This window comes from Pseudomonas sp. NFACC45, assembly GCF_900113505.1.
Classification (GTDB): Bacteria; Pseudomonadota; Gammaproteobacteria; order Pseudomonadales; family Pseudomonadaceae; genus Aquipseudomonas; species Aquipseudomonas tehranensis.
Genome location: NZ_FOPO01000003.1, coordinates 58,608 through 79,975, shown reverse-complemented (window position 1 = coordinate 79,975; position 21,368 = coordinate 58,608). Strand labels below are relative to the sequence as shown.

Below are 21,368 nucleotides of genomic sequence, written 5' to 3'. Positions count from 1 at the left end.
GAGCCTGCTCGCGATGGCTCTGGTACAGCCAGCATTTTTGCAAGCTGACACTCCGCTATCGCGAGCAGGCTCGCTCCCACAGGGTTTAGTGGCGCTCCACAATTAAGCATTCAAAACACCAACTGCAGCGTCTGCTGACCTTCCAGGCTCAGGAGGAACTGTTTGGCCGCAAGGCCGCCCGCAAAGCCAGTGAGGCTGCCGGAGGTGCCGATGACGCGGTGGCAGGGGGCGATGATGGAGATGGGGTTGCGGCCGTTGGCGGCACCTACCGCCCGCACAGCCGTGGGCTGGCCGATCTGGATGGCGATGTCGCGGTAACTGCGGGTTTCACCAAAGGGAATCGTCAGCAGTGCCTGCCAGACCCGGACCTGGAATTCGGTGCCGGCAAAGTCCAGTTCCAGATCGAAGTGCCTTCGCTGGCCGGCGAAATACTCCATGAGCTGGCGTTCGGTTTCCTTGAGGATCGGGTGCTGACTGTCCTCTTCCAAAGGGCCCAGGCGCACGCGGTTGAGACGCTCGTTTTCCCAGAGGATGGCCGCCAACTTTCTATCCCGGGCGACGAGGATCAACTCGCCCACGGGGGATGGGATGGTTTTGTACAGGGGTAACATCAGGTATTGACCTCTGACTGGCTTTTTGTGGCGAGGGGATTTATCCCCTCTGGGCTGCGTAGCAGCCCTAAGACCTGCCGCCTCGATGTGTCAGACTGATTGGTTAACTGCTTTGGGGCTGCTGCGCACCCCAGCGGGGATAAATCCCCTCGCCACAGGGACCTCATGTCATGCCACTTTACCTCTAGCCCAATAACCCCAACACCTTCGCTCGCGCAACGGCCTGGGTGCGGCGCTCCACGCCAAGTTTACTGTTGATGTGGCTGGCGTGGGTCTTGACCGTGTGCAGCGAGATGAACAACTGTTCACTGATTTCCTGGTTCGAACAGCCTTGGGCAATCAATTGCAGTACCGCACGCTCGCGACTGCTGAGGGTTTCGACGGGGGCCGATGAATCGGCAGCCACCGTCGACGGCAGGCGCTCGAGCAGGTTCTGGCGCAAGGGACTGGGTGGTGCGCGCAACAGTTGCTCGCGCAGCCACTCCCGATGTTCGCCCAGCAACCATTCGAACGGCTGCAGCACACCGCCAGCGGCGGCTTCGAGGGCTTGGGCCAGGGTACTGCGGGCTTCGGGTTCGCGACCGACGCTCAGCAGCAAGGCGATCTTCTGGTTGAGCGCCATCACACTGAGCATCTGCCGGCCGGTTTGCTGGCCGTGTTCAAGCAAGGCATTGAGCCGTCCTTCGGCCAACATGGGCTGGCCCCGGATGGACTCCAGCACCGCCTGTTGCAGTTCGACATGCAGCGGCAGTTGCGGGTGGAATTCCGGCGGCGCGGCGGCCCGTTCACCGGTGTAGGTCTGCCCCAACCGCGCCAGCCAGGCTTCGGCCAGGTCGGTACGGCCCTGGGCCAGCCAGAGTTCGCATTTGACCAGGGTGATCATCGCCAGGTAATAAATCGGCGGAACGTCCCAGATATGCATCAGGCGCTCGGCTTCGGCCAGTTCGGCAAAGGCCCGGGCGAATTCGCGAGCGTGGCCTTCAATCCGCGCGATCACGCAGTGGCCGATCAACACGCTGATGTCGCGGCACGCCCGCGCTTCGGTGAGACCGGCCTGTAAGCGCGCCAATCCGGCCTGGGGCTGCATGCGCAAGGTCAGCAGGAACCCTTCGTACAGAATCAATCGCGCCCGCACGGCGTACAGCCGCTGCGGCGAGAGCGCGTGCAAACGTTGCAGGCCCTGATGCACTTCATCGAGCGCCCGCAGGATCTCCCCTCGCGCTTGCAAAACCCGAGCCCGGTCGTAATGGGCCAGAGCCTCGAACAACGGGTTACCAACGCGCTGCGCCAGCTCCAGGGAATCGCGGTTCAAGGCCCGGGCGCGCCACAGGTCACCGTCGGCAATCGCCAGGTTCGACAGCGTGGACAAGCACATCAGACGTTGGCCATAACGCTTTTGCGGCAGGCTCTCCAGGGCTTCGGTGCAGTAACGCACAGTGGCCTCGCGATCGCCACGGCCACGGGCAATGATCCCGCTCAGGGCCAGCCATTGGGCAAGCATGGATTTTTGCGCAGTGGCCGAAGGCGCCGGCAGGAACCGGCTCAGGTGGGCGGCCAGTTCTTCAGCGGCGTCCAACTGGCAGGCCAGCCCCAGCGCCCAGCTGTACAGCACGATCAAGCGCGGTGTGCTGATGAGCAGGCTGTCGGGCAAGTCCATTTTCCAGCGCAGCAACATGCCGACGTTCTGCTCGGCCAGCAATTGCTCCTCCGAGAGGTTCTGCACCAGGTTCGCCGCCACATCCAGATGCCCGGCCCGCAGCGCCTGTTCCACGGCCTCGTCGATCAGGCCCTGGGCATTGAACCAGCGGCAGGCCCGCAAGTGCAGGGTCGCAGCCGGCACCATGGCCGGCGCGCTGGGACGGCTGCGCAGCAAATCGGAAAACAGATGGTGGTAACGGTACCAGTGGCCATGCTCGTCCAGCGGCACCAGGAACACCTGGTGCGCCGCCAGATACTCCAGGATTTCGGCGCTGTCATGGGCTTCGCGCACGGCATCACACAGTTCGCTGCAGAAACGCTCCTGGGATGCGGTGTCGTAGAGAAACGCCTGCACTTCAGCGGGTAGACAGTCGATGACTTCCTCAAGCAGGTAATCGCGAATCAGCCCTTCGCCGCCATGCAGAGCCTGGGGCATGCGGCCCTCAGTCCCGGCCTCGGAAGCGGCCAGCAACCAAAAGCGCAGCCCGGCCACCCAGCCTTCACTGCGCTGGATCAGGCTCTCCAGGGCTTCCCCGCGCAACGAACTGCTGTGGTGCTGCAGCAGGGTCTGGGCTTCTTCATGAGTCAGGCGCAAGTCCTGCTCGTTCAGTTCGAGCAATTGGCGTGACAGACGCAGGCGCGCCAGATGCCAGTCCGGGCGCTGTCGACTGGTGACCAGCACCAGCAAACCTTCGGGCAGATGATTAAGGAAAAATTGCAGGCAACGGTCCAGCACCGGGCTTTGGGCCAAGTGGTAGTCGTCGAGCACCAGCAGCAAGGGTGTATCCGGCGACAGATGCGCGGACAGTTCATCCAGCAGGCCGTCGAGCCACTCTTCGAATGCGAAAGGTTGGTGGCGCTGGCGCATTTTCAGCAGCCCCAACGCCCGACCTCCCAACTGCGGGAAGAACGCCTGGAGCCCTTCGAGCAGCCGCTCCAGAAAGCGTCCCGGGTCGTTGTCCCTGGCACTGAGCCCCAGCCAGAGGCTTTGCCAATGGGCCGGCAGGCTCTGGCAGAACTCCACCGCCAGTGAACTTTTGCCGAACCCGGCCGGGGCGCTCACCAACAGCAAGCGGCCTCCCAACCCCGCACTCAAACGCTCGCACAACCGCGGCCGCACGACGTGACCATCGGGCAAGGGCGGGCGGTAGAAACGCCCGTCCTGAACCGCGACGGCAGTGCGGGCAGAACCCGGAAGTGAAGACAGATCAGTCATGGCCGGCTCTTGTTGGAGTGCGGGTGGCGGCGTTGCCGATGTCCGCAGACTAGCGGTAAACGAGGAGGTATTGAAGGGAGCTGCTACAAATGGCTACAAAAAGGCTACAAGCCGACCGACTCGAAAAATTCAGGCAGCCACCGCTCTTGTGGCGAGGGAGCTTGCTCCCGCCGCGCTTTCGCTTTGTAGGAGCTGGCGAAGCCTGCGATCTTTTGATCTTTCGCTTGGGATTCAAGCGTCAGGGGAAAGATCGCAGCCTCGTTGCACTCGACAGCTCCTACGCAGCTCCTAAAAGGCTCATTCAGCGGGAGCAAGCTTCCTCGCCACAGGGGATTTGTGTTGGTCAAAAAAAACGCCCCGAACCAGTCGGGGCGTTTTTCGAGGATGCGGCCTCGGGTGAAGCTGTTTAGCGGATACCCTCCTGGCGCAATGCGTTGGGAGTGAACTCGGCGGTGCTGGCAGTGAAGCCGAAGTCATAGGCCGATTTCTCTTCGTTCTTCATGCCCAGCGCCAGATAGCGGCCGGACTGCAGATCGTAGAGGGTTTCCAGGGCATACCACGGCACTTGCTTGTCGTAGTAGTTCTCGGCATGGGCCTCGGCAACGCGCCACAGTTGGCCACGACCGTCGTAATGGTCGATCACCGCGGCTTGCCAGGTGTCTTCGTCGATGTAGAAGTCACGCTTGGCGTAGATGTGGCGTTGGCCTTCCTTCAGGGTCGCGGTCACATGCCAGACACGACGCAGCTCGTAGCGAGCCAGGTCCTGGTTGATATGGCCGGCCTTGATGATGTCGGCGTACTTGAGCTGAGGCGAATCGATCTTGTAGCTGTTGGAGGCAATGTACAGTTCTTTCTTGCCCACCAGTTTCCAGTCGTAGCGATCCGGCGCGCCGTTGTACATGTCCAGGTTGTCGGAGGTACGCAGGCCGTCGGCGGCGGTGCCCGGGCCGTCATAGGAGACCTGTGGCGCACGGCGCACACGGCGCTGGCCGGCGTTGTAGACCCACGCAGAACGCGGTTCCTTCACCTGGTCGAGGGTTTCGTGCACCAGCAGTACACCACCGGCCAGACGCGCCGGTGCGGTGACTTGCTGCTTGAAGTAGAACAGGATGTTGCCAGGGTTGGCCGGATCGAAATCCTTCATTTTGTCGCGGAACACGAACTGGTCCCGGAAGTACACCAGGCTGTAGGAGCCGTTTGGCTGCGGCGTGGCCTGGGTCACCAGGCGGGTCACGCTGCCGCCGCGATAGCGGGTGATGTGGTTCCAGATCACTTCCACGCCGCTCTGGGGAATCGGGAACGGCACCGCCGTCTCGAAATTCTCCAGACCGTTACCGCCGGACACCAGCTTGGTGTTCACCGCGTTTTTCTTGATGGAGGCATACACGTCATCCGGCACGGTGGCGCCGCGATGGGATGGGTAGACCGGCATCTTGAAGGACTCCGGGTAACGCTTGAACATCGCGTACTGGCCCGGCGCGAGCTTGTCTTTGTACTGGTCGACGTTCTGCGCAGTGATTGTGAACAGCGGTTGTTCACTGGCAAACGGGTCGGACAGGAAACCCTTACTGTCCACGCTGCCGGCGTTCTTGGCCATGGGTTTCCAGGCCGGAATCGAACCGTCGGCATTGCCGGCCATTTCGGCGCCCATCGGCGTCAGGCTTTTGCCCAGTTTGTCGGCTTCGGCGGCAGGCACAGCCGCCATGACGCTGGCAGCCAGCAGGGATAGCCCCAGAACACCGACCTGCAACAGACTCTTTGTTATTTTCATAGTGTGTCGTCCTGAAATACTGTGCTTAGAAGGTCACGCCGACGCTGAGCGCCAGGAAGTCGCGATCGTCCACGGTGCTGAAGTCACCACCAAAGAAGTTGGTGTAGGCCAGGCTCGCGTTGTAGGTGTTCTGGTACTCGGCATCCAGTCCGAGGCTGACGGCTTTGCGGCCTTCTTCAAAGTTGGCGCCCGGGCCTGGCGAGTAGCCTTTGACGTCATGGGACCAAGCCACGTTGGGCTTGAGGTTCACGCCGGCGAACACGTCCGGGTATTCCCAGATGGCGCGGGCACGGTAGCCCCAGGAAGTGGAGGTGGTGAAGCCGTCGTTGTTGCAGTTGCTGTTCACATCGGCACTGGTCTGGCCGCCACCTGCCGCGGTCGAGCCATTGAGCACGTTACAGAAATTGTTAGGCAGTTCGCCTGGGCCAAACACCGGGTCGCGGCCATAACGAGCGTCGGATTTGCTTTCCAGGCCGCCCACGTAGGTCACGCCGACTTCGCCTACCAGGGTCAGACGGCTGGCGCCCATGACCTGATCCAGGAAGTGGGTGAACGTGGTCTGGAACTGAGTGATCTCTTTGCGGTTATAGCCATGCAGGTCCTGACCTGGGGAGCCAGGGAGTACCGAAGCATTGCCAAGACCGGGAAGTGGCGTCACACCGGCGAAAAGAATGTCCGTGGTGCTCAGTTGCACCGGGGCGTTCGGACGATAGCTCAGTTCACCGCTCCACGCCGTACCGGTAGGCAAGGTGGTGGAGAAACTCAAACCGTAGAGACGGATGTCTTCAGGGTATTCGATGAAGTAGTTCGAGTTACCCGCCACCAGCAGAGGTGACAGCGCGGCGAACGCAGGCGGCAAGCTGGCAGCCAGGTCAAAGATGGACTGCGGAGCACCGGTGGCACTGAAAATCGGCGCACGGCTGTGGTAGTTCATGAAGTAGGCACCGAACTCGGTGTCCAGCGGCTCGAACATGTACTTGAACGACACGCCCCATTGGCCGCTGTCGCGAGCATCGCGATCCGGACCGCGACGCACCAGCACGCCTTCTTCGTTGACGTCGACGCCGAGAGCCTCCGCTGGACCGAGTGCGGCCGCCGGCAGCGTAGAGCGCTTGTTCAGTACCCGCAGGTTATCGTTGCAACCATCGGCAACCACGTCCGGCTGCGAGAAGAACGTACCGCAGTTGTCCACCACGGTCTGGTCCCACTCCAACTGGTAGAACGCCTCGGCCGACAGGTTGTCGGTCAGGCTCTGGGACACATAGAACATGTTGACCGGAATCAGGCCTTCCTTGACCTCGGCACCAGGACGACGGAACGCCGACACGTCGACCGGGTTGATCGAGTTGATCCCGCCCTGGATGAAGGTGCTTTCACCCCAGCTGACCACCTGTTTGCCCAGGCGAACCGAACCTGGCTGATCGCCAATGGCGTAGTTGTGGTAGATGAAGGCATCGAGGATCTGCCCGCCGGAAGACTTGGCGCCTTCCTTGCGGTTGCTGTCGCTGATGTCCTTGTACAGGCGATGTTCGTCCTTGAGTTCGAAGTCGTACCAGTACTTGCCGCGCACAAACACGCCGGTATCGCCGTACTTGAGTTCCAGATCGTGGATACCCTTGAAGATCTTCGAAAAGGTTTCCCCGCGCTTGAAGTTCAAGTGACCGTCGTCGGAGGTCTGGGACAGGCCCTTGCCGCCGTTGTTGACGCCGATCAGGTCCCGGTTGGCCTTGGCCGTGGACCAGCTTGCGCCCACCGACAGGGACGAGTCGAACTGGCCCTCGATTTCACCGATGTTGAAACTGACGCCGAATGCTGGCCCGGCGAGCGAAGAGGCGAGACTGACCGCCAGAGGCAGTTTTGCCCGGCGCCAGAACGTGTTTGCTGAGGTCATCGACGCTACTCCATGTGCTTTTATTTTTATGGCAGTCAGTATTTTTCAAAAACACTTTCAACGGCTGGGAATGGCAACGTTCCCCCCCGTTCAAAGTCGCATCGCCCGTTTAGTGCGTGCGCCCCGTTCTTGAAAATCCTTAAACGGACTATAGCCAGCAGGTAGTACGGCTTGATCCCTCTAAAGTGTGATTTGCAGCCCGCGACCACTCTGGAACAGTCCTTTCGCCAGGCCGACAGATGTCGGCACGGCAAGGATGGCTGAAATTTTCGGTTTGACAAGGCAAGCGCTTGCTTGGTGGGGCTGCCGTGCCCTTTTGGGCACGGCAAAAACGTTTAAAGCGTCGACAGGAAGGTGCTGTTATTGCTCTGCCATTCGGTGATGTCGATGCGGATACGCTTCTTGTCGAGCTTGCCGACGCTGGTCTTGGGAATTTCCGTAACAAGGGCGATCTGGCTCGGGATCGCCCACTTGCTCAGGTGCCCCAATTCGACGAACGGCTTGAGATGTTCCTTGAGCTCGCGAGCCCCGATCTGATGCCCTTCGCGGATGACAAGCAAGGCAAATGGGCGCTCGCCCCACTGCGGATCGGGAATACCCACCACTGCTACTTCGCGTACCGCCACGTGACGGCTGATGAGGTCTTCCAGGTCCAGGGACGAAATCCATTCACCGCCAGTCTTGATCACGTCCTTGATGCGGTCACGAATATCGATCACGCCCATGCTGTCCAGCGTGGCGACATCGCCGGTGTGCAGCCAGCCGCCGGCCCAGAGCTCGGCGCCCTTCTGCGGCTCGTTGAAATAACCCTCGGTGAGCCACGGTGCGCGCAGCACCAGCTCGCCCTGGGTCTCGCCGTCAGCGGGCAGAAAACGCCCCTCGGAGTCGACAATTGCCGCTTCCACCAATGGCCCTGGTACGCCGGCCTTGATCCGGTAGGTGATGCGTTCGTCTTCGCTGCCGGCCATCAATTCGTCGTTGAGGTGGGCGCAAGACACCAGCGGGCCGGTTTCCGACATGCCATAGGCGGCGGTGAGCTGGATGCCCCTGGCCTTGGCCGCTTCGTAAAGACTTCGGTTCAGGGCGCTGCCGCCAATGACGATTTTCCAGCCGCCAAAATCGGTGTCCTGAGCGCCCTTGGCATTGAGGACCATTTGCAGAATGGTCGGCACGCAATGGGAAAAGGTGACTTTCTCCTTGCGCCACAACTGGACCAGGAATTCGGGGTCATAACGGCCGGGGTAGACCTGCTTGAGCCCGAGCATGGTCGCCACGTACGGCAGGCCCCAGGCATGGACATGGAACATCGGCGTGATCGGCATGTACACGTCGTTGGTGCCCAGCAGCCGCACGCTGTCGATGGCGCCCATGATGGTCGACACGCCCATGGTGTGCAGCACCAGTTGCCGATGAGTGAAATACACGCCCTTGGGGTTGCCGGTAGTGCCGGTGGTATAGAACGTGGTGGCGACCGAGTTTTCGTCGAAGTCCTGGAAATCGTAGGCGGGGCTGGCAGCGGCGAGCAGTTGTTCGTATTCGCCCACCAGGTTCGGCAGGTCGGCGGTTTTTTCAGGCAGGTCGGTCAGCAGGAGAGTTTTTTCTACGGTCGTCAGGTGCCCGGCAATCGCCTGGTACAAACCGACGAACTCGCTGTTGACCAGCACGAAGCGGTCTTCAGCATGATTCATGGTGTAGAGGATCTGTTCCGGTGACAGGCGCACGTTGATGGTGTGGATCACCGCGCCGATCATCGGGATCGCAAACATGCATTCCAGGTAACGGTGGCTGTCCCAGTCCATCACTGCCACGGTGTCACCGGCCTTGACTCCGGCCTCGGTCAACACGTTGGCCAACCGCGCGACGCGTTCGATCAGGGTCGGATAGCTGTAGCGCAACTGGTCGCGGTAGATGATCTCGCGGGTTTTCTCGTAACGCGCACCGGACATCAGCAGCCGCTTGATCAGCAGCGGGTATTGATAAGCGCCTTCGGCTGGAGGAATAACGCGAGTCTGCAACATAAGAGTCCCTTTTCTGACTGCACGGTCGTGGCTGGAAGTGAGCACTTTAGAGCGCTGTTACGCGGATCAAATCAGCCAAAGGAATGATTTGATCCGCCCGCAAATACTAGCCTTGAGCCACCTAACCGCAGGTTTTGCACGGTTTATGTGGGTTAAACCTTGTCAGAGTTGGATCCAGCAGCGAGCATAGGTGTCAACGTCGTTACAAAAGCCCGTGGGGAAGTGCTCTCACAGGCTCACCCGACTCCACCCGCTTTTTGCAGAGAATCATGAACACCGACCTGACTTCTTCCCCGGCCATCGCGCCACAGAGTGAGCCGCTCGTGTCGATCGTGGCCCCTTGCTACAACGCCGAGAAATACCTGGAAGAAGCGATCCACAGCATCTTTGCCCAGGATTATCCGAACATTGAGGTCATCGTGGTCGATGACGGCTCCACCGACAACAGCCTCGCCATGCTCCGGCAGTTGCAACAGACCTACGACTTCCAGCTGTACTCCCAGGAAAATCAGGGTGTCAGCGCGGCGCTCAACCACGGGCTGAAGTACGCCAAGGGCGATTACATCTCGACCCCGGACCTTGACGACATCATGTTGCCCCACTCCGTCGGGCTCCGTGTCCAGTACCTGAACGAGCATCCGCAGGTCGGTTGTGTCGGCGCGCTGATCATCTACATGGACAGCGAAGGCCAGACCATCAAGGAGCAACAGCGCGACCATATTCAGGTGCATACCTTCGACGATCTTCTACGCAGCGCTGCGGTAATCGGCGCGCCAACGGCGCTGTATCGCATGAGCGCACTGCGCGACGCCGGTTTTTATGATCCGCTGCTGCGGGTCCAGGATTTCCAGATCACTTTGCGGATCGCCCACAAAGGTTATGAAATTCATGAATTGCCGGTTTGTGTGACACGCTATCGACGCCACCCCAATAACCTGTCGAGAAAATACCGGTTGATGCTCAAGGCCGACCTGCAGGCTATCGAGCCCTATCGAGCCCACCCTGCCTACGGTGCAGCTCGCACGGTGCTGGTCCACAAAGCGCTGAAGTACGCGGTGGTCGAAGACCGCAAAGAAGCCTGGCGGCTGCTGCGCAGCATCCCGTGGCGCCACCTGAACGCAACCAGCCTGAAGCGCTTCAAGCGACTGGTCTTGCGACGCCCGACAGCGAGGCCTCGTCCTTGAATTTTTTGAAAAAACTCAAAGAGCGCAAAGTACGCAAGCATCTCAAGCGCCTGGAGAAACTCGAGAGAGCGCCGGAAAAAATCCGTTTGCGCTATCCGAAATACCAGATTGGTGTGGGCACATATGGCATTCCCGAAGTCATGGAGTTCGGCGACGACACGATCCTCAAAGTCGGCTCTTATACCTCGATCGCTCAAGGCGTGAAAATTCTGCTGGGTGGCGGGCATCGCACCGACTGGGTCAGCACCTTTCCGTTCCCGCTGATGATCGAACAGGCCCAGGGTATTCCGGGCTGCAACCCGACCAAGGGCGACGTGGTGATTGGCAGCGACTGCTGGATCTGCGCCGAAGCGATGATTCTGTCCGGGGTGACCATCGGCCATGGCGCCGTGGTCGCGGCCGGCGCCGTGGTGACGCGTGATGTCGCGCCATACGCCATCGTCGGCGGCAACCCGTGCCGGTTCATTCGCTGGCGCTTTGAGGAACCGGTGCGTCAGGCCTTGCTTGAATCAGCCTGGTGGGACTGGCCGATGGAGGAGGTCAAAGCGGTGTCGCCACTGCTGTGCAGTGACAACATCGACGCCTTTCTGGAGTACGTTCGTCAACGCCGTTGACCGTCCCCTGGCGGGTGTGGAGACGATCACATCAAAACCGATCAGTGAGACTCGGTAAACGCCAGCTTTACGCCAATGGCAATGAGGACAGCGCCCATGGTCCGGTCGAACCAGTGGCCCATGCGGGCAAACCCGGCGCGCACTCGCTGTTGGCTGAACAGCATGGCCACCAGGCAGAACCACACTGCCGTCGCCACCGCCAGGTACACGCCGTAGCCGGCCTGGACTGCCAGGGGCGTATGAGGGTTGATTACCACGGTGAACAGCGACAGGAAAAACAGCGTCGCCTTGGGGTTCAGGCCATTGGTGACGAAACCCGAGGTGAACGCGCCACGGGCGGTACGTTCACCAACCTCTTTGTGCAGATTGTCCGCCGTCGGCTTGACCGGTTGCGCTCGCAGGGCCTTGAAGCCGATGTACAGCAGGTAGGCGGCGGCAGCCCATTTCAGCGCGTTGAACAACACGATCGATTGCGACACGATCAGGCCAATACCCAGCAGCGAATACCCCACATGCAGGAAAATCGCCGTGCCCACACCCAGCGCCGTCCAGGTGCCGGCGCGGCGGCCATGGGTCACGCTCTCGCGCACCACCACGGCAAAATCCGGCCCGGGGCTGGCCACGGCCAGCAGGTGGATCAGGGCGACGGTGAGGAATTCGGTGAGGTACATGGGGGCTCCTGGAGAGTAGGCCTTTGTAAAATGAATACCGTGGCAAGGGTGCTTGCTCGCGCTGACGCTGTAGGAGCTGACGAGCGAAGCGAGGCTGCGAGCTTTTTACGGTCCATTGAGTCTTGAGCGAAAGATCAAGAGATCGCAGGCTTCGCCAGCTCCTACAGGTCCAGCGGGAGCAAGCTCCCTCGCCACGGGTGTTCGGCGCCTGGGCCGCCATTCATCTGATAGGCTCGCCACATTACGCCTTCGATTCCTCAGATAAAAGGTACAGCTGATGACAAACACCGGCCGCGCAGTTTTCCTCGATCACCCTTCCCTGGACCTCGGCGATCTGGACCTGGGACCGCTGCGCAACTGTTTCAGCGAACTGCAACTGTTCGCCCGCACGAGCCGGGATGAAGTGAGCGAGCGGCTCAAGGGCGCCACGGTGGCGATCACCAACAAGGTCGTGATCGATGCGACTGCCATGACCGCCAACCCCGAACTGAAATTGATCCTGATCAGCGCCACCGGTACCAACAATGTCGACTTGGAGGCGGCTCGGCGCCACGGCATCACGGTCTGCAACTGTCAGGGTTACGGCACGCCGTCGGTGGCCCAGCACACGATCATGCTGTTGCTGAATCTGGCGACCCGCCTGGGCGACTACCAAAAGGCGGTGGCCGAGGGCCGTTGGCAGCAGGCGTCGCAGTTTTGTCTGCTGGACTACCCCATCGTCGAACTGGAAGGCAAAACCATCGGGTTGCTGGGTCATGGCGAACTGGGCAGCGCCGTCGGGCGATTGGCCGAAGCCTTCGGCATGCGCGTGCTGTTGGGGCAGATCCCCGGCCGCCCTGCCCGTCCCGACCGCTTGCCGCTGGATCAACTGTTGCCGCAGATCGATGCCCTGACCTTGCACTGTCCGCTCAACGAACACACGCGCAATTTCATCGGCGCGCGGCAACTGGCGCTGCTCAAACCCGGCGCCTTTGTGCTCAACACCGCCCGCGGTGGCCTGATCGACGAACAGGCCCTGGCCGATGCCCTGCGCAGCGGTCATTTGGGCGGCGCGGCCACCGATGTGCTGAGCGTGGAGCCACCCACCCAGGGCAACCCGCTGCTGGCCGCCGACATTCCACGGTTGATCGTCACGCCCCACAACGCCTGGGGCAGCCGCGAGGCGCGGCAACGGATCGTCGGCCAACTGACGGAAAACGCCCTGGGCTTTTTCAGTGGTACAGCGCAGCGGGTCGTCAGTTGATAAACTGCCGCACTTTTTTTCAAGGAGCAGACCATGGATCCGCGCAGTGAAGTACTGCTTCGTCAGGCCGAGTTATTTCAGGGTTCAGTCTTGCTGGCCGGCTTGCCCGCCGACGATCTGCTCGGTCGCTTGCCCCAAGCCCATGGCTGGTGCTGGCACGCCGGTGATCAGGCCGCGCTGGATGCCCGTTTCCCCGAGCGCAGCCACTTTGGCGTGAACGTGCCGGCCCGTGAGTTCGAGACCGCCGTGGTCTTCCTGCCCAAGGCCAAGGACCTGACCGATTACATCCTCAATGCCGTGGCCTCGCGCCTGGCCGGTCGCGAGGTGTATCTGGTGGGGGAAAAGCGCAGCGGCATCGAAGGCGCGTCCAAGCAGCTCAACGCCTTCGGCAAACCGCGCAAGCTCGACAGCGCGCGCCATTGTCAGCTATGGCAGGTCACCGTCGCCGACGCCCCCGAGGCCAAACCTTTGGAAAGCCTGGCCCAAACCTACGAACTGCCCCTGGCCGAAGGCGCGCTGAAGGTCATCAGCCTGCCGGGGGTGTTCAGCCACGGTCGCCTGGATCGCGGCAGTGCGCTGTTGCTGGAACACCTGGACAAACTGCCCAGCGGCCACCTGCTGGACTTCGGTTGTGGCGCCGGCGTGCTGGGAGCAGTGGTCAAGCGTCGCTATCCGCACAACACCGTCACGCTGCTGGACGTGGATGCGTTCGCCGCCGCCAGCAGCCGCCTGACCCTGGCCGCCAATGGTCTGGAGGCCGAGGTGCTGACCGGCGACGGTATCGATGCCGCACCCATGGGATTAAGCGCGATTCTGAGTAACCCGCCGTTCCATGTCGGCGTGCACACCGACTACCACGCCACGGAAAATCTGCTGCGAAAAGCAGCAAAACATCTGAAAAACGGCGGCGAACTGCGCTTGGTGGCAAACAGTTTCCTCAAGTATCAGCCGCTGATCGAAGAGCATCTGGGCGTGTGCGCGATCAAGGCCGAAGGCCAGGGTTTCCGCATCTACCGGGCCAAGCGCGGCTGAAGCCAATTTAAGAAACAGCACTTGCCCAATCGGATTTGCCTAGGCAGAATCCGCTCCGTCCTAGGGGAGTAGTCTCCCGCGAGCGCCATGCTCGCCCGGCATACGTCAACATACTTGGTCAGCAGACCATGGCGTATGCGGCCCAAGCGTCCACGCAGATGGTCGCTGGGTTTGACAAGACCTATGACACGCACACCTTACCCGGGGCGGGAAGGCTGTACGTGTCATAGCCGTGTCGACCCGCCCCTCTAGGAATCACCTGATGCTGGACTCTTTCCTCGTACCTACCGCTATCGTTGCGCTGGCCGAAATCGGCGACAAGACGCAACTGCTCGCGCTTATTCTCGCGGCTCGCTTTCGCAAACCCTGGCCCATCATTGCCGGCATCGTTGCCGCGACCTTGGCCAACCATGCGGCAGCCGGAGCGGTGGGAGCCTGGGTCGGTAGTATTTTCTCGGACGCGGTCCTGCACTGGATCCTGGCGGTGAGCTTTGCCGCCACAGCGCTGTGGACGTTGGTGCCGGACAAACTGGACGATGATGAAGCCAGTACGGCCCGCAAGTTCGGACCTTTCCTGACCACGCTGATCGCGTTCTTCCTGGCGGAAATCGGCGACAAGACCCAGATCGCCACAGTGATGCTCGCCGCGCAGTACCCGGAACTGTGGCTGGTGATCATCGGCACCACCGTGGGCATGCTGATTGCCAACGTGCCGGTGGTATTGGCCGGTAACTTCGCCGCTGAAAAGCTCCCCCTGACGCTGATCCGCCGCCTAGCCGCCTCGGCATTTTTTGTCCTGGCAGTCGTGGCGGTCTATAAGGCGATGCAGAGCAGTGGGTGGGTTTGATCGGTAGGTGAGTAATACCGCGTTATCGTTCATCGCGAGCAGGCTCGCTCCCACACTGGCTGCGGGTGTTCACAAGAATATCGAACACGGCAAATCCCTTGTGGGAGCGAGCCTGCTCGCGATAAACGATGACGCGGTCTGGTTTAGACCTGCGTCGCCCCTGTCGCGAGCAAGCTTTGCTCCCACAACACTGCCTACTTCCTGGCCTACTTCTTGGCCTGCTGATAAAGCGGCATTACCTTCGGAATCGCCGCCTGCAACGAAGCGATCCGGCTGCTGGACGACGGGTGGGTGCTCATGAACTCCGGCGGCGCGCCTTCCGAAGCCTTGGCCATTTTGTTCCACAAGGTGATCGCGGCATTCGGGTCGTAGCCGGCACGAGCGGCCAGTTCCAGGCCGATCAGGTCGGCTTCGTTCTCATTGCCGCGACTGTTGGGCAGGGTCATGCCGTAGTTGGCCACGGTATCGGCCAGCGCTAGGCTGTCCTGGCCCAGACCGAACAATGCACCGGCGCCCTGCTTGGCCATTTCGATGCCGTAGGCCTTGGACATCGCTTCGCGGCCGTGCTCGCGCAGGGCGTGGGCGATTTCATGGCCGATGATCGCGGCGATTTCATCGTCAGTGAGCTTGAGCTTGTTGATCAAACCGGTATAGAAAATGATTTTGCCGCCGGGGCCGCAACTGGCGTTGAGCTCATCGCTTTTGATCAGGTTCACTTCCCAGTTCCATTGCGCCGAATCCGGGCGGAACACCGGTGCCTGAGCGATCAGCCGACTGGAAATGGCCTGGACGCGCTTGGCATCGCTACTCGTCTTGTCCAATACACCCTTGGCGCTCGCTTCGCCCATGGTCTTTTGGTAGGACTGGGCATACATCTGATTGACCTGGTCGGTGGACAGCATGCTGAACATGTATTGCTTGCGCTCCACGCCCACGGCTCCGCCGCTGGTGGTGTTGACCGACTGGCAACCGGCAAGCAGCAAGCCCACACTCAGTGCACTCACCATCAATATCTTGTTCATGTAAGAAGCTCCCTGGAAACGTGGGCGTATCCTAGGCGCTGATTTGTATCGGCGCCAGATACATAGCGTGGGATTACAGTTTTTTCAGACAGACCCTACTCCAGTCCATTTACGACACCCATAAAGCCAAAACAGTCATCCGACGAACAGCGCCTCATGCCGGGCCAAAGAAACGCCGATACAGGCTCAGACGTCATTCCCGCGTCCGGAGCCTTTATGAAATTCAAATCGATCCAGTTTTCCGTGGCCGCTCTGGCCGGCGCCATCATCCTCAGTGTGGTCGGCGCCCTGGTGCTGTACGCGCTGTTTGCCGGCGCCCGAACCCAGGAGATGGTGCAACAGCGGACCAAGGCGCAGTTCGAGCATCTGATCGAACAACGCCTCGACGCGCTGGCCCGCACCCAGGCGAGCCTGATCCAGCGGGAACTGGAGGCGCCGCTGTTGCTTGCCCGGGGCCTGGCGACCACCAATGCCTTGATGGGTATGAATGGCACGGACGGCAACGCGCAATTGAAGGTGCCGCGCGAGCAGATGATCAGCCTGCTGCGCGAAACCGTGGTGCGCAACCCGAAGATTCTCGGCGCCTACATCGCCTGGGAACCGAACGCTATTGACCACGATGACGCCAATTACGTGAACAGCCCGGTGCTGGGCATGGAAACCGATGGGCGCTTCCTGCCCTGGTGGTTTCGCAACCAGGACGGCACCCTGGGCCTGGAAAAGCTCGCCGATGTGACGGACCAGAAACTGCTGTCCACCGGTATTCGCGCCAGTGAGTACTACCTGTGCTCGCGGGACAGCAAGAAAGCCTGCGTGATCGACCCGGCGCCATATCGCGTCGGCGATACCATGACCATGCTCGCCTCGTTCATCGAGCCAATCATGGTCGATGGTCAGTTCCAGGGCATCGTCGGCGCCGATCTGTCGGTGAACTTCATCCAGGACATGCTCGTCGCTGCCGACCGCCAGCTGTATGAGGGCGCCGGGGAAATGGCGTTGCTCTCCAGCAATAACCGCTTGGTGGCCTTCACGAAGGACCCGTCCAAACTGGGAGAGAAGGCCAGCGACCTGCTGGACGCCAATGAGCTGGACAACCTGTCCAAGCTCAGCGTCGGCCAGGTGCGTTACGACGTCGATGAAGCCCATGGGCACATCGAGGTGTACATGCCGTTCGGCATCGGTGAGACCGAAGCCCGTTGGACGCTGATGCTGCAACTGCCGCTCAATGCGGTGATGGCCGAACTGCAAGCGTTGCAGAAAGACCTGGACGCGCAACGCCAGACCGACATCTTCGGCATGGCCATGGTGGGCCTGGTGATTGCCGGCATCGGCCTGCTGGTGATCTGGCTGGTGGCCCACGGCATTGCCCGTCCCCTCAAGCAAATGGTGGCGATGCTCGATGACATCGCCCAGGGCGAAGGCGACCTGACCCGTCGTCTGGTGAGCGACCGCGCGGATGAACTCGGCGCAATCGCCAAGGGCTTCAATACCTTCCTGAGCAAGTTGCAAGGGATGATCACCCAAGTCGTCACCTCGGTGCAGAGCGTCAGCGATTCCTCGGAGCACACTGCCGACATCGCCATCCGCACCAACCAGGGCGTGCACAAGCAAATGGTGGAGATCGATCAGGTCGCCACCGCCGTGCACGAGATGACCGCCACCGCCCAGGACGTGGCCCGCAACGCGACCCAGGCCGCCCAGGCTGCTGGTCACGCAGACCAGGCCGCCAGCCAGGGCATGCAGATCGTGCGGGACACTTCCACCTCCATCGGCGCCCTGGCCGTGGAAATCGGCAAGGCCGTGAGCGTGGTGCAGGCTCTGGCCAAGGACAGTGAGAACATCAACGCAATTCTCATCGCCATCCGCGGGATCGCCGAACAGACCAACCTGCTGGCCCTCAACGCGGCCATCGAAGCGGCTCGTGCCGGTGAACAGGGGCGTGGATTTGCGGTGGTGGCCGATGAGGTGCGCAACCTGGCGCAGAAAACGCAGCAGGCCACTGAAGAAATCCAGACGATGATCCAACAGTTGCAACAAGGCACCCGGGACGTGGTGCGGGTGATGGAAGACAGCCAGCACCGCACTGACGAAAGCGTGCAACATGCGGCGAAAGCGGCCCAGGCCCTGGAGACCATCACCCAGGCGGTGTCGGTGATCAACGACATGAACACCCAGATCGCCAGCGCCGCCGAGGAACAAAGCGCGGTGGCCGATGACATCAACCGTAACGTGATCAACATCGGGCAGGTGGCAAATGAAGTGGCGGGCGGCGCGGACGAATCCAGCGCGGCCAGTGCGGACTTGACCAAACTGGCGGAGCAGCAGCGGCGGTTGATCAATCAGTTCAAGGTCTGATCCAAAGGCCCCATCGCGAGCAGGCTCGCTCCCACAAGGAATTGGCGGTGAGCCCACTGTGGGAGCGAGCCTGCTCGCGATGAGGCCAGCACAGGCGCCTCAACACTCAAGCCGGCGTCAGGCACTCCGGTCCATTGAGCTTCGGATCATTGACCATGTTGGCCAGCACCCGCTCGCGCAACTGCGCCGGTTCGCTCGCCAGCAGCCCTTGCAAGGCATGCAGCGGCGTTTCGGGGTCTAGCCACAGGCGCTGCCCCTCTTCATCCAGAATCAACGGCCGGCGCTGCCCCGCCGCTGGCTGGGTGATGACGGCGGTGCTCAGCCACACCTGTTCCTGCACGGGATAGGCTTCCCAGATCGCGGCGAAAAACAACGAAGAGCCCTCACCCGGCGTCAACCAGTAAGGGCGTTTGCGCGTACCACCGCGCCATTCATAGAAGCCGTTGGCCGGCAGCAGGCAGCGGCGCAGGCGCAGGGCTTCACGAAACATGGGCTGCTCGGCCACGGTTTCGGCCCGGGCGTGAGCCGGAGTACGGGACAGGTCGGTCAGCCACGGCGGCGTGAGGCCCCAGCGGGCCCGGGCCAGTTCGCGCTGCCCCTCAGCGCCGGCGCGTAGCATCAGCACCGAATCGTTGGGCGAAATATTCCATTGGGCCTTCTGGTCGGCGGGGAAGCCGGGCAAGGCCGCAAAGGCGGGGTTCCAGCGAAACAGGGCATAACGTCCACACATGGGGTAACACGACTCTTGATCAAACGGTCGCCAGCCTAACAGACCAATGTGCCGGGGTAACTGTCCGGCTCATCGCCGGGCAATGGCAGCGCGGCATTGTAGGCGGCGATCAGCTCCCGGGCGTATTGCGCCTGGTCGTCCTCCACCGCCAGTCCCAGCAGGCCATGCATCGGCAACTCTCCCGCACCGCCCACCAGGTCACGGCCCACCAAATGGGCAGTGATGCCTTCACTGGCGAGCATGCCCTGGAGCAGTTCGCCTTCCATCAGGTTTTCCAGCTCGTAGATTCGCTGCATGGACGTCCCCCATCATTCGTTTTCACTGAAGACTTCCAGATGCCATTCTTCATCGTGGACCTGCAGGACGAAGGTTATCGGTCGGCAACAGACCTGACAGTCCTCGATATAGGTCTGATCACCGCCGGACAGGTCCACCAACGTTTCGACTTCCTCACCACAATACGGACATTCATACGGAGCGGTTTCCAGCATCGCGGTCTCCCGGGTGACTTGTGCGTATAATCGCCGGTCTATTTGCAGGGCTATTTTTGTCTGGCTGATCTTTCAGACCGTGCCCTGTCGTTTTTTTCGATCGAACCTTTACTTACCCTAGCCGTTTCCTACAAGAGAGCATGATGGGCGAATTCGATGCCATCCGACCTTACGACGACAGCGAAGTCCCAGCGGTGCTGGCACGGCTGCTCGGCGACAAGGCGTTTCTAGATATCCTCACCCACTTCCGCTTCCCACGCCTGGCCGGGGCTTTGGGCTGGATGCTCAAGCCTCTTATAGCGCAAAGGTTGCGCCGTGAGTTCGCCGGCGTGACGTCGGTCGCCACTTTGCAGGACAAAGTGGAGTTCTATGTCGACCACACGATCGAGCGTGCCACCGATGGCGTGACCTACACCGGGGTGGAGCAATTCAAATCCGGTAGCGCGTACCTGTTCATCGCCAACCACCGCGACATCGTGATGGACCCGGCTTTCGTCAACTACGCCGTGTACCACGCCGGCTTGCCGACGCCACGCATCGCCATCGGCGACAACCTGCTGCAGAAGCCCTTTGTCAGCGATCTGATGCGCCTGAACAAAAGCTTCATCGTGCACCGCTCCATCACCGGACGGCGGGAAAAAATGGCCGCGTACCAGTTGCTCTCGGCCTACATCAATCACTCGATCCGCAACGACTGCGCCTCGATCTGGATTGCCCAGGCCGAGGGCCGGGCCAAGGACGGTGACGACCGCACCGAATCGGCGATCCTCAAGATGTTCCACATGAGCCGCAAGGACGAACCGTTCGGCGAGGTCATCCAGTCGCTGAACCTCACGCCGGTCTCCATCAGCTACGAATACGACCCGTGCGACCAGGCCAAGGCTCGCGAGCTGTACATCCGCGCCACCACCGGCACCTACACCAAGGCACCGGGCGAGGACGACGTGAGCATTGCCAAGGGTATTACCGGCTACAAGGGTCGGGTCCACGTGAACTTCGCCGCGCCGATCACCGAGCTGTTCGAGGACACCAAGCAACTGGCTCAGGAAATGGATCGGCAGATTCTCGGCGGCTACCGTCTGTTCCCGGTGCATTACCTGGCTTACGCCCAATGGGCCGACGCCGACCCACAGTTGCAGGTGCCAACAGCGGCCCAGGTATTCGACGCCGACGAACTGGCCAAGGCCCAGGAGGAATGGCAACGCCGACTGGACGCTTGCCCGGCGGAGCACCGGCCATTCCTGGTGCTGCAATATGCGACGCCGGTGCGTAATCAGTATCGGGTCAAGGCGGGGTTGGCGCTTTAAGCGATGGACACCGGTTCCCTGTGACGAGGGCGCTTGCTCTCGCTGGGTTTGTGTAGTCGCTGCCGAAGGCTCGGGCCGCGTTCGGACGATCTTTTGATCTTTCGTTTGGGGTTCGTGCCTGGGGGAAGATCGCAGCCTCGTTGCACTCGTCAGCTCCTACAGGGCGCAGCCCAGCAGGAGCAAGCGCCCTCGCCACGGGCTATTTCATCAGAACTGCGTGCTGATCCAAGACACCAGCAGCGCCAGCGCCAGGCAAGCAAAACCAAAACGATAGAAAAACCGGTTCATGCGCTGGGTCGCCAGATCCAGCAGCGCTTCGAATCGCTCGTTGCCTTCGCGATTACGCGCTTCCAGGCAGGCCCGCGCCCGTTGCTCACGGCGGCGCGTGGCATGCAGCACCCAACCGCCCGGGCAGGCAAACAACAATGCCAGCAGGTTGATCAGTTTGGCGGGGTGAGCAGCGAACAACGAAAACAAATGCAGCGACATCACAAACCTCAAGCAATAAACGGACGGGACGCGCCCGGGACCTACGAACGGCGTGAATTCTACCGAAAGCCTGCGCCCCTACCGCACTTTTTCCGACCAATAACGATCAGTTGGGAGGATGGCGCGCAGACTTTGTGGCGAGGGGATTTATCCCCGCTCGAGTGCGCAGCGCTCGCAA

At 61.2% G+C, this 21,368-nt stretch carries 18 protein-coding genes, 1 pseudogene and 1 riboswitch; of the genes and pseudogenes, 8 read left to right on the top strand and 11 right to left on the bottom strand.

The annotated features are described in order from the left end of the window. Positions 1-110: 110 nt before the first annotated feature. The 5 genes from BM132_RS05940 to BM132_RS05915 all read right to left on the bottom strand — a co-directional run bounded on the left by BM132_RS05940 (position 111) and on the right by BM132_RS05915 (position 9,205). Positions 111-611, bottom strand: a complete 501-nt coding sequence (locus BM132_RS05940) for a methylated-DNA--[protein]-cysteine S-methyltransferase (RefSeq protein WP_092453991.1) — start codon at positions 609-611, stop codon at positions 111-113. Positions 612-795: 184 nt separating this feature from the next. Continuing rightward, positions 796-3,525 (bottom strand): winged helix-turn-helix domain-containing protein, encoded by a 2,730-nt coding sequence (locus BM132_RS05935; RefSeq protein ID WP_092453989.1) that lies wholly within the window; start codon positions 3,523-3,525, stop codon positions 796-798. Positions 3,526-3,931: 406 nt separating this feature from the next. Then, the gene (locus tag BM132_RS05925; protein ID WP_092402444.1) at positions 3,932-5,296 is read right to left on the bottom strand and encodes a DUF1329 domain-containing protein; all 1,365 of its coding nucleotides are present in this window, start codon (positions 5,294-5,296) and stop codon (positions 3,932-3,934) included. A gap of 25 nt (positions 5,297-5,321) precedes the next feature. Continuing rightward, on the bottom strand, positions 5,322-7,187 hold the full coding sequence (locus BM132_RS05920) for a DUF1302 domain-containing protein (protein ID WP_092453984.1): 1,866 nt from the start codon (positions 7,185-7,187) through the stop codon (positions 5,322-5,324). Between the two features lie 335 nt (positions 7,188-7,522). Continuing rightward, positions 7,523-9,205, bottom strand: coding sequence for a fatty acid--CoA ligase (locus BM132_RS05915; RefSeq protein ID WP_092402448.1), 1,683 nt, complete (start codon positions 9,203-9,205; stop codon positions 7,523-7,525). 269 nt (positions 9,206-9,474) lie between these two features. On the opposite strand from BM132_RS05915, the gene BM132_RS05910 reads away from it, so the two are divergent. Both BM132_RS05910 and BM132_RS05905 read left to right on the top strand, forming a co-directional pair. Next, a complete protein-coding gene (locus tag BM132_RS05910) occupies positions 9,475-10,389 on the top strand; it encodes a glycosyltransferase family 2 protein (protein WP_092453981.1) in 915 nt (304 codons plus the stop codon). After that, complete coding sequence (locus BM132_RS05905; protein WP_092402452.1) at positions 10,386-11,003, top strand: CatB-related O-acetyltransferase; 618 nt, start codon at positions 10,386-10,388, stop codon at positions 11,001-11,003. The genes BM132_RS05910 and BM132_RS05905 overlap by 4 nt, the downstream gene beginning before the upstream one ends. A gap of 41 nt (positions 11,004-11,044) precedes the next feature. On the opposite strand, the gene BM132_RS05900 is transcribed toward BM132_RS05905, so the two are convergent. Beyond that, on the bottom strand, positions 11,045-11,674 hold the full coding sequence (locus BM132_RS05900) for a LysE family translocator (protein ID WP_092402454.1): 630 nt from the start codon (positions 11,672-11,674) through the stop codon (positions 11,045-11,047). A gap of 277 nt (positions 11,675-11,951) precedes the next feature. On the opposite strand from BM132_RS05900, the gene BM132_RS05895 reads away from it, so the two are divergent. From BM132_RS05895 to BM132_RS05885, 3 genes are all read left to right on the top strand, one after another. Beyond that, the gene (locus BM132_RS05895) at positions 11,952-12,917 is read left to right on the top strand and encodes a 2-hydroxyacid dehydrogenase (RefSeq protein WP_092453978.1); all 966 of its coding nucleotides are present in this window, start codon (positions 11,952-11,954) and stop codon (positions 12,915-12,917) included. Between the two features lie 33 nt (positions 12,918-12,950). Next, entirely contained in the window at positions 12,951-13,949 is a 999-nt protein-coding gene (locus BM132_RS05890) for a class I SAM-dependent methyltransferase (RefSeq protein ID WP_092402458.1), read from the top strand. Between the two features lie 51 nt (positions 13,950-14,000). Next, positions 14,001-14,121, top strand: a riboswitch (yybP-ykoY riboswitch). Between the two features lie 90 nt (positions 14,122-14,211). After that, the gene (locus BM132_RS05885; protein WP_092453976.1) at positions 14,212-14,796 is read left to right on the top strand and encodes a TMEM165/GDT1 family protein; all 585 of its coding nucleotides are present in this window, start codon (positions 14,212-14,214) and stop codon (positions 14,794-14,796) included. A 206-nt stretch (positions 14,797-15,002) separates the two neighbouring features. On the opposite strand, the gene BM132_RS05880 is transcribed toward BM132_RS05885, so the two are convergent. After that, complete coding sequence (locus BM132_RS05880; RefSeq protein WP_092453974.1) at positions 15,003-15,818, bottom strand: M48 family metallopeptidase; 816 nt, start codon at positions 15,816-15,818, stop codon at positions 15,003-15,005. Positions 15,819-15,974: 156 nt separating this feature from the next. On the opposite strand from BM132_RS05880, the pseudogene BM132_RS28860 reads away from it, so the two are divergent. After that, a pseudogene (locus BM132_RS28860) lies at positions 15,975-17,315 on the top strand (HAMP domain-containing protein); the annotation flags it as partial. A gap of 15 nt (positions 17,316-17,330) precedes the next feature. Further along, positions 17,331-18,173, top strand: a complete 843-nt coding sequence (locus BM132_RS28855) for a methyl-accepting chemotaxis protein (protein ID WP_371264109.1) — start codon at positions 17,331-17,333, stop codon at positions 18,171-18,173. 106 nt (positions 18,174-18,279) lie between these two features. On the opposite strand, the gene BM132_RS05870 is transcribed toward BM132_RS28855, so the two are convergent. The 3 genes from BM132_RS05870 to BM132_RS05860 are packed head-to-tail and all read right to left on the bottom strand — an operon-like array spanning position 18,280 to position 19,394. Further along, entirely contained in the window at positions 18,280-18,903 is a 624-nt protein-coding gene (locus BM132_RS05870) for an SOS response-associated peptidase (protein WP_092453972.1), read from the bottom strand. A gap of 35 nt (positions 18,904-18,938) precedes the next feature. Further along, positions 18,939-19,199 (bottom strand): putative signal transducing protein, encoded by a 261-nt coding sequence (locus BM132_RS05865; protein WP_092402466.1) that lies wholly within the window; start codon positions 19,197-19,199, stop codon positions 18,939-18,941. Positions 19,200-19,211: 12 nt separating this feature from the next. After that, positions 19,212-19,394 carry a CPXCG motif-containing cysteine-rich protein gene (locus BM132_RS05860; protein ID WP_047229423.1) on the bottom strand — a complete coding sequence of 61 codons (183 nt, stop codon included), beginning with the start codon at positions 19,392-19,394 and terminating at the stop codon, positions 19,212-19,214. A 140-nt stretch (positions 19,395-19,534) separates the two neighbouring features. Here BM132_RS05860 and BM132_RS05855 point away from each other — a divergent pair, with 140 nt between their 5' ends. Beyond that, entirely contained in the window at positions 19,535-20,701 is a 1,167-nt protein-coding gene (locus BM132_RS05855; protein WP_092453970.1) for a 1-acyl-sn-glycerol-3-phosphate acyltransferase, read from the top strand. 207 nt (positions 20,702-20,908) lie between these two features. On the opposite strand, the gene BM132_RS05850 is transcribed toward BM132_RS05855, so the two are convergent. Next, complete coding sequence (locus BM132_RS05850; RefSeq protein ID WP_092453967.1) at positions 20,909-21,190, bottom strand: hypothetical protein; 282 nt, start codon at positions 21,188-21,190, stop codon at positions 20,909-20,911. Positions 21,191-21,368: the final 178 nt, after the last annotated feature.